Here is a 13,364-nt window from a genome sequence, read left to right as displayed (position 1 = left end):
CCGCCGAACGCGAGGGTGCGCCCCCGCCATCGTGACAGGCTGGGCGCGTGAGCGACTCGACGACGAACGACACCACCCCCTCCGCCCCGCCTGCCTGGTGGACGACCGCGACCGTCTACCAGATCTACCCGCGCAGCTTCGCGGACTCGAACGGCGACGGCGTCGGCGACCTCGGCGGCATCCGTCAGCGGCTCGGGCACCTGCACGACCTCGGGGTCGACGTGATCTGGCTGTCGCCGATCTACCGCTCGCCCCAGGCCGACAACGGCTACGACATCAGCGACTACGACGACGTCGACCCGCTGTTCGGCACGCTCGACGAGTTCGACGCACTGACGGCCGAGGTGCACGCGCTCGGCATGAAGCTCGTGATGGACCTCGTCGTCAACCACACGAGCGACGAGCACCCCTGGTTCGTCGAGGCCCGCTCGTCGCTCGACTCCCCGAAGCGCGACTGGTACCTCTGGCGCGACCCGCTGCCCGAGGGCGAGGGGTCGGACGCCACCGGCACGCCCGCTGCCGGCACCTACCCGACGGCGTGGCGCAGCGCCTTCAGCGGCCCGGCCTGGACCCTCGACGAGGGCAGCGGCCAGTACTACCTGCACATGTTCGCGTCGAAGCAGCCCGACCTGAACTGGGAGAACCCCGACCTGCGCCGCGCCGTCTTCGACATGATGAACCGCTGGCTCGACCGGGGCGTCGACGGGTTCCGCATGGACGTCATCAACCACATCGCGAAGGAGCCCTCGTCGCTGGCACCGGGGGCGTCGCACTTCGTGATGGGCGGGCAGATCCACGACCACCTGCGCGAGATGCACCGCGAGGTCTTCGCGCACCGCACCGACCGCGAGCTGATCACGGTGGGCGAGATGCCAGGCGTGACCGTCGACGACGCGAGGCTCTTCACGGCGGCCGACCGGCACGAACTCGACATGGTCTTCCAGTTCGAGCACGTGGGCCTCGACCACGGCCCCGCCTCGAAGTTCGACAACCTGCCGTTCGACCTCGTGGCCCTCAAGCGCTCGCTCTCGCGCTGGCAGGAGGGCCTCGCCGACCAGGGCTGGAACAGCCTCTACCTCGGCAACCACGACCAGCCCCGCTCGGTGTCGCGCTTCGGTGACGACGGCCGGCACCGGGTCGAGTCGGCGACGCTGTTGGCGACCGTGCTGCACCTGCACCGCGGCACGCCCTACGTGTACCAGGGCGACGAGATCGGCATGACGAACGCCGGCTTCGCCTCGATCGGGCAGTACCGCGACATCGAGTCGATCAACTGGTTCGACGAGTCGGTCGCGGCCGGTGCCGACCCCGAGGCCCTGCTCGAGTCGCTGCGCTTCCGCAGCCGCGACAACGCCCGCACCCCCGTGCAGTGGTCAGGAGGCGCGGCGGTGGGATTCAGCACCGGCACGCCGTGGATCGAAGTGGTCGCGAACCACGACACCGTGAACGTCGAGGCCGACCGGGCGGCCGGCGACCGCTCGGTGTTCGAGCACTACCGACGCCTGATCGCGCTGCGCAAAGAGTCGCCGGTCGTGGCGCTCGGGTCGTTCGAGCTGCTGGCGCCGGACGACGAGCGGCTGTACGCCTTCACCCGCACGCTCGGCGACGAGCAGCTGCTCGTGCTCGCCAACTGGTCGGGCGAGCCGTACGACCTCGACCCCGGGCTGCACCCGGCGCTGCGGCGTCGCTCGGTGCCGCAGGTCGTGATCGGCAACCGGCCCGGCGCGACCGGGCTGACGCTCGCCCCCTGGGAGGCCCGCGTCCTGCGCAGCTGACCCGCGCCTCCTCTCGCCGGCACCGGTAGCGTCGGTCGGGTGAGCGATCCCGACGACGCGCCCGCGCCCGACCCGGCACCTGGCGACCCGGCACCCGTCGAGCTGCCGCACGGCTGGGTGCGCATCGGCGAGCGCCGCTGGTGGTCCACCTGGGTCGGGGCGACGACGGCGTTCACGTTCTTGCTGGCGTTCCAGGGCGTCAACTTCGTCTTCCGCATCGCCGAGGTGACCTTCCGCTGGGACCTCGCCCTGCTGATCGCCGTCGCGGTCACGGCCGGGCTCTTCGCCGTGGTCACCCTCATCCGCAACGCCCGTGCCCCGCAGCCCTGGGTCGACCTCGACACCGGGCGGCTGCGCGCCGGCGACCGGCAGCCGATCCCCCTGGCCCAGATCGACCGGGCCGTCCTGAGCACGGCGCCCGTCGGCAAGGGTGGCCGCGTCCTCGTGCTGCGGGTGACGGCGAAGGAGGCGCGGGTCGAGTTCATCCTGCGCGACCGGCAGGACGCCACGCTCGACCCGACCTCGACCGCCGTGCTGGCGGAGGCCCTGCGCCGCACCTCCATCGCCATGCCGACGTCGATCCACGACCCGACCGGCCGGTTCGCGCGCTACAACTTCCCCGGCCACGTCGACCGCGACGACGCCGTCGCCCTCGTCGAGCACCCGCCCGCCGCCGGGGACCCGCTGCCCGCGGCCTGGTGACGGCGGCCTGGTGACCGCGGCCTGGTGACAGCGGCCTGGTGACAGCGGCCTGGTGACCGGTTCACCCTCGAGCGCCCTCGTCCGCGAGCACGTCGCACCACCGTTGCGTCGTCGAACCACACGGGAAGGTGGTTCCACGACGCGACGGTGGTGCGACCTCACCGACGGGACGGGCCGTCAGCGCTTCCAGTACCCCGAGAACGTGATGCGGTTCTTCGGCAACCCCGCCGCGTGCAGGTGCCGCCGACCGCCGGTCGCCAGCGCGGACTCGCCCACGACGTAGGCGTAGGCCCGCGGGTCGGCCGCCGAGCGTGACAGCAGCGCGGCGAGCGCCCCCTCCCCCGGCGCGACGCCCGCGCCGACGGCGGCGCCGCTGCCCGCGCCGTCGGCGTCGCCGGCGAACGCACCCGGGTCGAGCTCGTCCCGCACGACCCACGTCACCTCGACGCCGTCGGGCGCGTCGAGCGGTCGCACGTCGGCCCGGGTCGGCACCTCCTGGATCACCGACCCCACGGAGGCGCGGGGCAGCGACCGCACGATGCCTTCCGTCCCCGGCAGCCCGGTCTCGTCGGCGACGAGGTAGATCTGGGTCGCGTCGTCGGGGGCGTTGAACAGCACGCCCTGGTCGAGCAAGCCGAGGGCGTCGCCGGGGCGTGCGGTGCTGGCCCAGATCGCCGCGCCTCCCTCGAGTTCGCCGGACTCGCCGCGGTGCAGCACGAAGTCGATGTCGAGCTCGGCGCGCGAGGCACCCGCCGAGGCAGCGGCGTCCGCCCCGGCACCCGCACCCGCACCCGCACTCGCGGCCGACTTCGCCGGCCGGAACTCTCGCACCGTGTAGTTCGCGCAGTGCGGCCGCTCGGCCTCGGGGATCGCCAGGTACTGCGCGTACCAGAGCGAGGTGGCGGCCCGCGGCAACCTCAACGACTCACTGCCGGGCAGCTGCAGGAAGAGCCGGAACCACTGGTCGAAGCCCATGTCGCCGAACTCGTGCAGGTCGTCGCCGACGACGGTTACGCGCTGGAAGCTCGGTGACACGCGTTCCGAGCGCAGCACCTCGAGGCGGTGCACTCGGGGGTCGGCGGGCTTGACGGGCGGGCGGCGGGTCGACATAAGGTAAGGCTAACCTAACGAATCGCCGACCGCATCCGACGCCGACGACCACGCCCCCGACGGGCACGCCGGCGTCCAGCCGCCCGCACGACCCGCACGACCCGCGAAACCGCGAGACCGCGCCGTGCCCCACCGCTCCACCACGATCCGAAGGAGACCCGTGTCCGAACGCCACGCGTCCGCATTGCTCACCACCGCGACCGCCGACGAGTACGAGCGCCTCACCGGCGCCGCCGTCGCCCGCGTCGCCGACCGCTTCCGGACCACGCGCCAACCCTTCTCGGGCGAGAGCCGTGCGCACCTGCAGCACCTCGTCGACGCCGTCGACCTCGACGCCCCCGGCACCGGGACCGACGACGCGCTCCGCGAGGTCGACGAGCTGTTCTCGGCGAACGCCGTCTGGTTCCACGACCCCGCCTACCAGTCGCACCTCAACTGCCCGGTCGCCCTGCCCGCCGTCGCCGCCGAGGCCGTGCTCGCCGCGGTGAACCCGTCGGTCGACACGTACGACCAGTCGGCCGTCGGCACCCTGATCGAGCGTCGCCTGGTCGACTGGATCGCCGCGCGCATCGGCTTCGATCCGGCCACCCGCGACGGCGTCTTCACCTCGGGTGGCACACAGTCGAACCTGCACGCCCTGCTCCTCGCCCGCGAGCACGCCACGGCCCGCGCCCGCGCCGACGCCGAGGACGAGGAGGCGCGGCTGCGGAACACGGCCGCCCCCGGTCACCGTCCCGTCCCGCGCGCCACGGCGCTGCACGACCTGCTCGGCCGCATGGTCGTGGTCGCCACCGCCGAGAGCCACTTCAGCGTGCAGAAGTCGGCCCGCCTGCTCGGCCTCGGCGAGGACGCCGTCGTGACCGTCCCCACCGACGACGCCGGGCGGATGCTGACCGATGCCCTCGCCGTCACCCTGGACGCCCTCGTGCAGGCCGGTCACGTGCTGGTCGCCGTCGTCGCGACCGCCGGCACGACCGACCGTGGCTGCCTCGACCCGCTCGTGGGCATCGCCGAGGTCTGCGACCGCACCGGCGTCTGGCTGCACGTCGACGCGGCCTACGGCGGAGGCCTGCTCGTCTCGCCGACGCGTCGGCACCTGCTCGACGGCATCGAGCGGGCCCGCTCGGTGACGGTCGACTTCCACAAGACGTTCTTCCAGCCGGTGTCGTCGAGCGCGGTGATCGTGCGCGACGGGCACGACCTCGACCCGGTCGCCTGGCACGCGGACTACCTCAACCCGCTCTCCGACCCCGAGCCGAACCAGGTCTCGAAGTCGCTGCAGACCACCCGCCGCTTCGACGCGCTCAAGCTCTGGGCGACGCTGCGCGCCCTCGGCCCCGACTGCCTCGGCGCGCTGGTCGACCGGGTGGTCGACCTCGCGACCGAGGCCCATGCCCTCCTGCGCGAGGACGACGAGTTCGTCCTGCTCGCCGAGACGCAGCTCAGCACGGCGCTGTTCCGGTGGCAGCCGGCCGGCGTCGACGACGCCACCGCCGACCGGCTCGTCCCGCTCGTCCGACGCGTGCTCTTCGAGTCCGGGAGGGCGGTCGTCGCGAAGACCGTGGTCGACGGGCGCCCGTGCCTCAAGCTGACGCTGCTCAACCCCGACGCGGGTCTCGACGACGTGAGGGGCGTGCTCGAGCTGGTCCGCGCCTCCTCGTGGGCCCTGCTCGAGAGCGCTTCGCTCGACAGGCCCGACGCCCTCGTCGCGTCCGGGACGGAGGCCGCACGATGACCGCCGCCACCGCACCCGCCGCCGAGCACGTGTACGACCTGGTCGGGGTCGGCGTCGGCCCCTTCAACCTGGGGCTGGCCGCGCTGACCGACCCCCTCGACGACGTCGACGCGGTGTTCCTCGACGAGAACGACGGCTTCGCCTGGCACCCCGGCATGATGATCGAGGGCGCGACGATCCAGGTGCCCTTCCTGGCCGACCTCGTGACGATGGCCGACCCGACCTCGCGCTTTAGCTTCCTGAACTGGCTGAAGACGATCGGACGGCTCTACCCGTTCTACATCCGCGAGGACTTCTCCCCGCTCCGCGCGGAGTACGACGCCTACTGCCGCTGGGTCGTGGACCAGCTCGACACCCTGCGATGGGGCCGCCGCGTCATGAGCGTCGACGAGCAGTCCGACGGGACGTACGTCTTGACCTCGCGACGAGGCGCCGACGGGGCCGTCGAGACCTGGCACGCCCGTCACGTCGTGCTGGGGGTGGGCACCGAGCCGCGCCTCCCCGAGGCGTTGCAGCACCTCGCCGGCCGGGGCGGCTCCCACGGTCCGGTCGTGCACAGCGCCGACTACTTGACGGCCCGCGACCGCCTGCGCGCCGCCGACTCGGTGACGATCGTCGGCAGCGGGCAGTCGGCGGCCGAGATCTACCGCGACCTGCTCGACACGACCCGAGTGGGCGACCGTCCCGGGCACCGGCTCGACTGGATCACCAGGTCACCCCGGTTCTTCCCCATGGAGTACACCAAGCTCACGCTCGAGCTGACCAGCCCCGAGTACACCGACCACTTCCATTCGCTGCCGCGCCAGACCCGCGACCGCTTGGGCCGTGAGCAGCGCAGCCTCTACAAGGGCATCAGCGGCGAACTCGTCGACGACGTGTACGACACGCTCTACCGGTTGAGCGTCGACGGGCCGGTCGACTCGACGCTGCTGACCGAGACCGAGCTCGTCGACGCCCGGTGGGTCGACGCCGACGAGCAGATCGAGCTGACGGTCCGGCACGCGCAGCTCGGGACCACGGCCACCCGCCGCACGGACGCACTCGTCGTCGCGACGGGATACGTCGCCCGGGTGCCGTCCTTCCTCGACGCGCTCGGCGACCGCGTCGACCGTGACGACCTCGGCCGCCTGGCCGTGGCGCGGGACTACTCGATCGACGGCGGTCGGGGGCGACTCTTCGTCCAGAACGCCGAGGAGCACACCCACGGCCTCACCGCCCCCGACCTCGGCTTCGGCGCCTGGCGGAACTCGAGCATCATCGCCTCGATCACCGGCCGCGAGTCCTACCCGATCGAGCGCCGGATCGCGTTCCAGACGTTCGGCCGGCCCACTCCCTCCCCCGCGCCTGCCCCTGACCCCGGCCCCGCTCCTGCCCCCGGCTGTGCAATTCGCGACAAGCCCGACGCGCAGGACTCCTCCGGAGCGGAAGTGAGCCGCGTGTCACCCCGCGAGGGTCGCGAATTGCACGCCCCGCACCCGGACGGCGGTCGGGTCCGGCCCGGCGGCCGCCCGCCCGAACCGACACCGACCGAGGAGGCGCGGGTCACCCGATGAGCACCACCCACGACACCGAGGCGCCCGCAGCCCGTCCCGAAGCCCCGCCCGTCCCAGGGGACCCCGGTGGGGCGACGGCCGTGGCGTTCTCGCGCCGCGCCTCCTGCGGGCTGGTCACGATCGAGCCGTTCGCCGCCGACCCCTACGCCGTGTGCCTGCGGCGCTGGCTGGCCCACCCCGCGTCCGCTGCGTGGCAGATGGGCGGGCTCAGCACCGACGAGGTGCGCGCCTACCTGGCCGCGATCGAGGCGGACCCGCACCAGCAGGCCTGGCTCGGCCGGGTCGACGACGAGCCGACCTTCTTCGTCGAGACGTACGACCCGGCCGAGGTGCTGCTGACCGAGGTGCACGACGCCGAGCCGGGCGACGTGGGCATGCACCTGCTCGTCGCCCCTCCGCGGGGGCAGCGGGTGCACGGTCTGACCAGTGCCGTGATGGCGAGCGTCGTCGACTTCGTCTTCGAGGTCGAGCAGGCCCGGCGCATCGTCGTCGAGCCCGACGTGGCCAACGGTCGCGTCGCGGCGAAGAACGACGAGGTGGGGTTCCGGGCCCAGGGCGAGGTCGAGTTGCCCGACAAGACCGCCCGGCTGTCGGTGCTGACCCGGCACGATCGCGCGGCCTCGCACCTCTCCCCCGCGCCGATGGAGTGGGCGCACCGGCACCTCGTCGCCAAGGCGCTGGGCGAGTTCTCCCACGAGCGGCTGATCGCGCCGGTGGCCGACACCGCCCCCGCGCCCGCGCACGTGCCCGCGCCCGCGCCCGCACCCGCGCCCGGCGGAACCGCGCCAGACGGGGCCGCCCCGACCGCCGCCGCACCCTGGCGGGTCGCGCTCGACCACGACGGCCACCGCGTCGAGTACCGCTTCGCCGCCCGTCGGCACGCCCTCGAGCACTGGGCGGTCGACGAGGCGAGCGTCACGCGCACGATCGACGGCCGGGCCGAGCCCCTCGACGCCCTCGCGCTGATCGTCGAGCTCGACGACCTGCTCGACATCCCCGAGTCGCTCCTCGCCACCTACCTCGAAGAGGTCTCGTCGACCCTCGCGAGCGCCGCCTACAAGCGTCATCGAGGCGGTCCGACCGCCGAGCAGTTGACCACCGCGGACTTCCAGACCGTCGAGGCCGCGATGACCGAGGGGCACCCGGGCTTCGTCGCGAACGCCGGGCGCATCGGTCTCGGACTCGACGAGTTCCACGCCTTCGCCCCCGAGGCGGCGGCGCCCGTCCGGCTGGTCTGGCTGGCGGCCCGTCGGTCGGTGACGCATCTGGCGCTCGGGGCCGGGCTCGACGAGCGGTCGCTGCGACGGGCCGAGCTGGGCCCCGAGACCGTCGCCCGGTTCGACGCGACCCTCGAGGCGAAGGGCCTCGACCCGGCCGGGTTCCACTACCTGCCCGTCCACCCGTGGCAGTGGCAGCACCGCGTCGCGATCTCGTTCGCACCGGACGTCGCGCGGCGCGACCTCGTGCTGCTCGGCGAGGGCGACGACACGTACCAGGCGCAGCAGTCGATCCGCACCTTCGCGAACCGCAGCCGTCCCGACCGGCACTACGTCAAGACGGCGCTGGCGATCCAGAACATGGGCTTCGTCCGCGGTCTCTCGCCGGCCTACATGAAGCCGACGCCCGCGATCAACGACTGGGTGCACGACCTCGTGCGCACCGACGCGACCCTGCGGGAGGCGCGGTTCCGGGTCCTGAGGGAGCGCGCCTCCGTGGGCTACACCGGTGACGCGTACCACCGCACGGCGACGTCGTCCCCGCACCGCAAGATGATCGCCGCGCTCTGGCGCGAGAGCCCGGTGCCGCTGGTCGGACCGGGCGAGCGACTGGCCACGATGGCGGCACTGCTGCACCGGGACCACGCGGGCGACGCGCTGGCCTCGGCGCTCGTGATGGCCTCGGGGGCGTCGGCCGAGACGTGGTTGCGGTCGTACCTGCACGCCTACCTGCGGCCGGTCGTGCACTGCCTGCGGGCGCACGACCTGGCGTTCATGCCGCACGGCGAGAACGTCATCCTCGTGCTCGAGGGCTGCGTGCCGACAGCGGCGTTCATGAAGGACATCGGCGAGGAGATCGTCGTCGTCGCCCCACGCGACGTGCCCGAGGCCGTGCGCCGGACCGTCCACCCGGTCGACGACCGCGAGAAGGCGCTGGCGGTCTTCACCGACGTGTTCGACGGGGTGTTGCGTCACCTGGCGGCGATCCTCGACGACGACGGCGTGTTGCCCGCCGACCGGTTCTGGGCGCTCGTGGCCGAGTGCGTCGACCGGCACGCCGACGAGCACCCCGACCTGCCGGGGTCGGTCGACCTGCGGGCGGCGCGCTTCGACCACTCGTGCCTGAACCGGCTGCAGCTGCGTGACACCCGGCAGATGGTCGACCTCGCGGCCCAGTCGTCGTCGCTCATCTACGCGGGGACGCTCGCGAACCCGATCGCGCGGACCGGTCCAGCGCGGTGATTCGAAACTCGAACAACTCACCCGGCGAGGTAACCTGTGGGCTCCCGGGTTCGCGAGTCGCGCCTCCACGCGCTCGTCCGCCTCCGTCGCCAGCAGGAGGACGCCATGTCCGACGTCTCGCCCCAGCCGCCCGCCGGCTCCGCGCCGCCCCTCGACGACGAGGGCAAGCTCGACGTGACGCTGGTGCTCGAGGCCTACCGGTCGTTGCAACAGCAGGGCGACCGCGTGCAGAAGCTCGTCGCCGACTTCTTCGGCATGGGCACGACCGACCTCCGCTGCCTGACCTTCATCGCGAACGACCACGACACGACGCCGAAGCGGGCGGCCGAATTCCTCGAACTGTCGACCGGAGCGACCACGAGCCTCGTCGACCGGCTCGAGGGCGGCGGGTACATCACCCGGCAGCCGCACCCCTCCGACCGACGCAGCGTGCTGCTCGAACTCGCCCCGGCCGGGCGCGAGGCCATCGACCAGATCGACGAGTTCTACCGTCGCGCGTTCCGCGACGCGGTCGACCCGAACCACCTCGACTTCCTGGCCGTGGCGATGCGGGCCATCGGCGACTCGCTGACGCGCACGGCCGCGGACGGCGAGGCCGTCGCGGGCGACGCCGCCGCGGGCTGAGCCCGCACGAGCCTCGGACGCAGGGTCGCACCACCGTCGCGAGCCCGCACGAGCCTCGGACGCAGGGTCGCACCACCGTCGCGTCAACGAACCACCCGGGACGGCGGTTCGACGACGCGAGCGTGGTGCGACCGCGGTGCGAGCGCGACCGCGACCGCGACCCCGGCGCCGGCCCCAGCGCCGACCCGGCCCCGACCGGAACGCGACGACGTCGGCCGCGGGTCCGGGCCTGGCCGCGGGCCCGGCGCGCGCGGCCGGTCGTAGGGTGGGCCGATGACCCCCTCGGACGTCCTCGTCGAAGCCTTCTCGCGCCTCCCTGCCGTCGCCGTGCGGGCGGTCGCCGACCTCTCGGTCGACGACCTCGCCTGGCGCCCCGACGACGAGGCGAACACGATCGCGTGGCTCGTCTGGCACACCGCCCGCGGGCAGGACGTCCAGATCGCCGACCTCGCCGCGTCCGACCAGGTCTGGACCGCCGACGGCTGGGCCGAGTCGTTCGCCCTGCCGTTCTCGCCGGCCGAGATGGGCTACGGCATGTCGCCGGCCGACGTGGCCGCGGTGCGGGTCGACGCCGAACTGCTCGTGGGCTACCTCGAGGCCGTCACCCTGCGGACGCGGGCCTACCTCGACGACCTCGACGGCGCCTCGTACGACGACGTGGTCGACGACGCGTGGGACCCTCCGGTCACCGCCGGCGCCCGCCTCGTCAGCATCCTGAACGACTGCGTCCAGCACCTCGGCCAGGCCGCGTACGTGCGCGGCCTGCTCGACCGCCGCTAGCCGCCGCCCGGCCGCGTGCCGCCGGCCGCAACACCCCGAGCGGCGATACCGCGGCACCACCGAGTGGACACGACACCCAGGCATGACGCGGCGTGATGTCCACTCGGCGGTGTCGTGTGATCATGTAGGCCGGCACCGCGCCTCCCGCCTCGCACGGCGGCCGCACGACGAAGAACCCCGTTCCGAACGACGAACCCCCGAGATGCGGGGTTCACCGTTCGACACGGGGTTCGAGACCAGGAGGCGCGGTTCGCGCCCCGAGGAGCGCTCGCTACGCCTGCACGCCCGCGAGCTCGTCGATCAGCCGGTCGCCCGAGCGGGCCTCGATCATCTCGGCGTCGATCTCGGCGCGGTCGAGCAGCTCCTCCATGCGGCGGCGGCGCTGGCGCGTGATGAGCGTGACGACGGTGCCCTCCTTGCCCGCGCGGCCGGTGCGGCCCGAGCGGTGCATGTAGGTCTTGTACTCGTCGGGCATGTCGGCCTGGACGACGAGCTCGATGTCGTCGACGTGGATGCCGCGGGCGGCGACGTCGGTCGCCACGAGCACGTTGACCTTGCCGCTCGTGAGCAGCTGCAGGTTGCGCGTGCGGCGGGCCTGGTTCAGGTCGCCGTGCAGGCTCGTCGACCGGATGCCGGCGTCCTCGAGCTGGTCGGCGAGCTGCTCGGCGAAGGCACGGGTGCGGGCGAAGACGAGGGTCTTGCCGCTGCCCGACGCGAGCTGCTCGATGACGGCCGTCTTGTCGCGCTGCTCGATCAGCAGCACGCGGTGGTCGATCGTGGCGCTGGCCTGGTCCTCGCCGGCGACCTCGTGCACGGCCGGGTCGACCAAGAACTCGTCGACGAGCTTGGCGACGCCCTTGTCGAGCGTCGCGCTGAACAGCAGCTTCTGGGCGCGGGCACCGTCGGGGCGGACCGTCGCGGTCTCGCGGATGATGCGCTGCACCGGCTCGAGGAACCCGAGGTCGCACATGTGGTCGGCCTCGTCGAGCACGGTCACGACGACCTCGCTGAGGTCGAGTCGCCCCTGGTCGATGAGGTCCTCGATGCGACCGGGGGTGCCGATCACGATGTCGACGCCGCGGTTGAGCGCACCGACCTGGCGCTGCTGCGGCACGCCGCCGTAGACCTGCGTGGTGAACAGGCCGACCGAGCGGGCGATGGGCTGCACGGTGCGGTCGATCTGCATCGCGAGCTCGCGGGTCGGGGCGAGGATCAGCGCGCGGGGCTTGCGGCCCATCTTGCGGTTCTTCGCACCGTTGTTCTCCATCAGCTTCTCGACCAGCGGGGCGCCGAAGGCGATCGTCTTGCCCGAGCCCGTCCGGCCGCGGCCGAGCACGTCGCGACCGGCGAGCACGTCGGGGATCGTCGCCGCCTGGATGGCGAACGGTGCGGCGGCGCCCATCGAGGCCAGCTGGCGCTCGATGTTGTCGCCGAGGCCCAGGTCGCCGAAGCTCACGCCCTCGACGTCGGCCGCGGTGACGACCTCGGCCTTGAGCTTCTCGAGCTTGACGTCGTCCTCGGGCGAGTAGTGCGTGGCCGCGTCGCGCTTCGGGTAGAAGTCGCTCGACCGGTCCCCGACGCGTGCCGGACGGTCGTTGCGGTCAGAGCGGTCGTTGCGGTCGAAGCTGCGGGGCGCGCGATCGTCACGGCCAGGTCGGTCGCTGCGGTCGAAACCACCGGAGGCGCGGCCACCGCGCTCAGGAAGGTCACCGTACGAACGCTGCGCGCGATCGTCACGCGAGCGGTCGTCGCGGGCCGGGCGGTCGCTGCGGTCGAAGCTGCGCGCCGGGCGGGCGTCGCGGTCGAAGCTGCGCGCCGGACGGGCGTCGCGGTCGTACCCGCCGGAGGCGCGGCCACCGCGCTCGGGACGGTCACCGTACGAACGCGGGGCGCGGTCGTCACGCGAACGGTCGTCACGGGCAGGACGGTCGCCACGGTCGTAGCTGCGGGTAGCGCGATCGTCGCGGGCGGGGCGGTCGGAACGGTCCCACGAGCGGGGCCCGCGGTCGGAGCCACGGGCGGCGTCACGCCCGCCGTCACGGCCGTAGCCGCGAGCGGCCTCGCGACCACCGTCGCGACCGAAGCGCGGCGCGGCGTCACGCCCGCCGTCGCGGCCACGCTCGCCGTTGCGGCCGTCGAAGTCGCGGTTGCCGAAGCGGTTTCCGCCGGCCGACTTCTCGCGGGGCTCCCAGTTGGGGCGGCGGTCGTCCGAGCGGGCGGCGCCGGGGGCACGGTTGCCGCCGCCGTCGCGGGTGCCGAACTCGCGGCGTCCGCGCTCGGCGCGCTCGCTCGCGTCCCAGCGCTTCTTGGGGGCTGCGGCCCCGACCTCGTCGGCGCGGTGGCCGCGGTGCTTGGGGCTCTTCGAGCCGGCCTTGGGCGCGCCGCCGGTGCGGTCGGTGCGCGGGCGGGAGTTGTCGTAAGGAGACATGGAGGAGTTCTTTCCGGGCTTGTCAGAGATGACGCGAAGAAATACCCGGGCAGCCGTTGACCAGGACCGTTCACAATCGTGAATTCATCCCGTCGTGACTCGACGGGAATCCGGCCCACAAGACTTACAAACCCTCGTGCTGTTCAAAGCTGTGCATGATCGGCACCCGCGGGTGCCGATGTGCTCGCGCCACAGGCG

9 protein-coding genes are annotated in these 13,364 nt (G+C 73.0%); 7 read left to right on the top strand and 2 right to left on the bottom strand.

Features of this window, described 5'->3' with window-relative positions; genetic code table 11:
* The first annotated feature begins 47 nt into the window (after positions 1–47).
* Together ITJ55_RS14885 and ITJ55_RS14880 are read left to right on the top strand one after the other, a co-directional pair.
* Positions 48–1,775, top strand: a complete 1,728-nt coding sequence (locus tag ITJ55_RS14885) for an alpha-glucosidase (RefSeq protein WP_194596110.1) — start codon at positions 48–50, stop codon at positions 1,773–1,775.
* 39 nt (positions 1,776–1,814) lie between these two features.
* Positions 1,815–2,477 (top strand): hypothetical protein, encoded by a 663-nt coding sequence (locus ITJ55_RS14880; RefSeq protein ID WP_194596109.1) that lies wholly within the window; start codon positions 1,815–1,817, stop codon positions 2,475–2,477.
* A 177-nt stretch (positions 2,478–2,654) separates the two neighbouring features.
* Here ITJ55_RS14880 and ITJ55_RS14875 read toward each other — a convergent pair whose 3' ends face one another.
* A complete protein-coding gene (locus ITJ55_RS14875) occupies positions 2,655–3,587 on the bottom strand; it encodes a siderophore-interacting protein (RefSeq protein WP_194596108.1) in 933 nt (310 codons plus the stop codon).
* 160 nt (positions 3,588–3,747) lie between these two features.
* Between ITJ55_RS14875 and ITJ55_RS14870 the strand changes: the two genes are divergently transcribed.
* From ITJ55_RS14870 to ITJ55_RS14850, 5 genes are all read left to right on the top strand, one after another.
* Positions 3,748–5,322, top strand: coding sequence for a pyridoxal-dependent decarboxylase (locus ITJ55_RS14870; RefSeq protein ID WP_194596107.1), 1,575 nt, complete (start codon positions 3,748–3,750; stop codon positions 5,320–5,322).
* Positions 5,319–6,875, top strand: a complete 1,557-nt coding sequence (locus ITJ55_RS14865; protein WP_194596106.1) for a lysine N(6)-hydroxylase/L-ornithine N(5)-oxygenase family protein — start codon at positions 5,319–5,321, stop codon at positions 6,873–6,875. The genes ITJ55_RS14870 and ITJ55_RS14865 overlap by 4 nt, the downstream gene beginning before the upstream one ends.
* Positions 6,872–9,334 carry a GNAT family N-acetyltransferase gene (locus tag ITJ55_RS14860; protein WP_194596105.1) on the top strand — a complete coding sequence of 821 codons (2,463 nt, stop codon included), beginning with the start codon at positions 6,872–6,874 and terminating at the stop codon, positions 9,332–9,334. Before ITJ55_RS14865 ends, ITJ55_RS14860 begins: the two co-directional genes overlap by 4 nt.
* A 105-nt stretch (positions 9,335–9,439) precedes the next feature.
* Complete coding sequence (locus tag ITJ55_RS14855) at positions 9,440–9,958, top strand: MarR family winged helix-turn-helix transcriptional regulator (RefSeq protein WP_194596104.1); 519 nt, start codon at positions 9,440–9,442, stop codon at positions 9,956–9,958.
* A 273-nt stretch (positions 9,959–10,231) separates the two neighbouring features.
* Positions 10,232–10,738 carry a DinB family protein gene (locus ITJ55_RS14850; RefSeq protein WP_194596103.1) on the top strand — a complete coding sequence of 169 codons (507 nt, stop codon included), beginning with the start codon at positions 10,232–10,234 and terminating at the stop codon, positions 10,736–10,738.
* Between the two features lie 271 nt (positions 10,739–11,009).
* On the opposite strand, the gene ITJ55_RS14845 is transcribed toward ITJ55_RS14850, so the two are convergent.
* Positions 11,010–13,166: a DEAD/DEAH box helicase gene (locus tag ITJ55_RS14845; protein WP_194596102.1), complete on the bottom strand. Its 2,157-nt coding sequence runs from the start codon at positions 13,164–13,166 to the stop codon at positions 11,010–11,012.
* Between the last annotated feature and the right edge of the window lie 198 nt (positions 13,167–13,364).

The organism is Frigoribacterium sp. VKM Ac-1396 (assembly GCF_015350895.1).
Lineage (GTDB): Bacteria > Actinomycetota > Actinomycetes > Actinomycetales > Microbacteriaceae > Frigoribacterium.
The sequence above is the reverse complement of the archived record's forward strand: the minus strand, read 5'-3'. Positions and strand labels throughout refer to the sequence as shown.

Excerpts from the sequence above, each read along its gene's own strand:
- ITJ55_RS14875 (WP_194596108.1), bottom strand. The coding sequence starts at position 3,587 with ATGTCGACCCGCCGCCCGCCCGTCAAGCCCGCCGACCCCCGAGTGCAC.
- ITJ55_RS14865 (WP_194596106.1), top strand. The coding sequence starts at position 5,319 with ATGACCGCCGCCACCGCACCCGCCGCCGAGCACGTGTACGACCTGGTC.
- ITJ55_RS14860 (WP_194596105.1), top strand. The coding sequence starts at position 6,872 with ATGAGCACCACCCACGACACCGAGGCGCCCGCAGCCCGTCCCGAAGCC.
- ITJ55_RS14855 (WP_194596104.1), top strand. The coding sequence starts at position 9,440 with ATGTCCGACGTCTCGCCCCAGCCGCCCGCCGGCTCCGCGCCGCCCCTC.
- ITJ55_RS14850 (WP_194596103.1), top strand. The coding sequence starts at position 10,232 with ATGACCCCCTCGGACGTCCTCGTCGAAGCCTTCTCGCGCCTCCCTGCC.
- ITJ55_RS14845 (WP_194596102.1), bottom strand. The coding sequence starts at position 13,166 with ATGTCTCCTTACGACAACTCCCGCCCGCGCACCGACCGCACCGGCGGC.